Source organism: Paenibacillus sp. 2TAB19, from assembly GCF_052115185.1.
Taxonomy (GTDB): Bacteria; Bacillota; Bacilli; order Paenibacillales; family Paenibacillaceae; genus Pristimantibacillus.
In genome coordinates, this window is record NZ_JBFRGE010000194.1 from 1 (window position 1) to 1,668 (window position 1,668).

Genomic DNA, 1,668 nt, shown 5'->3' on the forward strand with positions numbered 1-1,668 from the left:
TGATGCAGCATTCACCTTTATTCCCGCATGCCCATTTTTACGTCTGTTCGCCACCGACTACTCCCACACCCTCCTCTTCGTTGTAACTACAGGATGAAATCCTGCGAATTCATGAGCCTGAGTGAGGAAACTGAATCATTTCGAGGGAGCTTAATAAATCTTGCATTACCAGAGATCACGGGGATGTATAGAAGTTCTTGTCTTGAGCTCGCGACAAGAACTTCTATACAGAAATCAAAAAAGCCGCAATTTATGCGGCTATCGTTGTATATATGTTCTTGTCGTCCGACATTTATGCAATTAATCTTCTAAGGAATAACTTAAGTTTAATATGACCAAGTCTCCCATCTTTATACAAATAGCGGCAAGCGGTCAGTGGCCGGATGCCGCTTGGATTTTGTATATCCGTTTTTTGATTCAACTCGATGGAAACACACCTATTCGTAATCGGGTCTACGTCAATTTCTACCGCTGTTTCCTTAATACTGTTGGCGAATAACCTTCCATTTTTTTGAATACTTGCGTAAAGTACGTATAGTCGGTGAAACCCACCCGCTCACTAATTTCATAGATGAGGTCATTGGTACCGAGAATGAGTTCCTTCGCTTTGGCGATACGTAATCGATTGATATATTCCTTAAAAGAGATGCCGAATTCCCGTTTGAAGAGATGGCTGAAATAATTTGGCGTCTTACTCACATACTCCGCAAGGGTTTCGACCGTAAGCTCACGCGTAAAGTTTCTGCGGATGAATTCATCTGAGCGGACCATAAGCGGACTAAGACCCTTGGATAACCGCGAAGACGTCTCCAGAAATACGGAAATCACTTGCTCCTTGAACTCGTCGATGAGGAGCAAGCACGCATTGGCTTCTATGAAAGTCATCTTCTCATGAATCTGTTCAATCACGTCGGCAGGAATATTCCGCGCCGTTACCTTTAGTTGTTGCAACAAACTGCAGGCGTATACAGAGATGCTTCCCGGTGTATGCGAACGCTCTCGCTTGAGGCGATCAAATTCTTCATTCACTGTCACTGCTGCTTCAGCCAACACCCCTTGTGATAGTTGGGAGATAAAGGTAGAATTGTTCAGTAAGCCAACAATCGTCTTATCTTGAATAGCCGTTGAAGCTTCGTAAATGTGAATTGAGCCATAGCCAGTATACAATCTTTTCGCAAGCGCCAAGTTCGCCTCACGATGGAGCCTTCCAATTTCCGTCGCGTTGCCGGGACTGCTGAGACCAGCAGAGAAGGAGCATGAGCACAACAATTTGGTCTCCCGGTTCCACTCCCTAAGTAGGACCGCCACTTCATTAGAGAAATGGGTATAGTATAAAAAGGAATTGGTCTTTGCTTGGATAAGAAAAACCAGCTTCCCTCCCCTAGACCGAAGACAAATGCCGCGCTCCGCTAAATGGCTTGAATGAAAGAGACGAGGGACAAGGTCCTCAGCCGCTTTGGTTAAAGCCGCGTCGACTATCCAATTCCCGTCCATTTCGACTGTAAGGCAAACCATTGACCCTGAAGCATCAAGTCCGAAATATTGCTGCAAACCTTCCAGGATCAACATACGGTCCGAAAGGCCGCCCGAGAGCAACTCGTCTGCAAAGTTCCCCATATACGACGCCTTATACTTAATGAATTCCTGCTCCGAGACACGTTCGCGTAT

1 protein-coding gene is annotated in these 1,668 nt (G+C 45.6%); it reads right to left on the reverse strand.

What is annotated here, in order from left to right:
* Positions 1-465 precede the first annotated feature (465 nt).
* Positions 466-1,668, reverse strand: a 1,203-nt coding sequence (locus tag AB4Z33_RS30910) for a helix-turn-helix domain-containing protein (RefSeq protein ID WP_442053570.1), incomplete at its 5' end; no start/stop codon positions are given.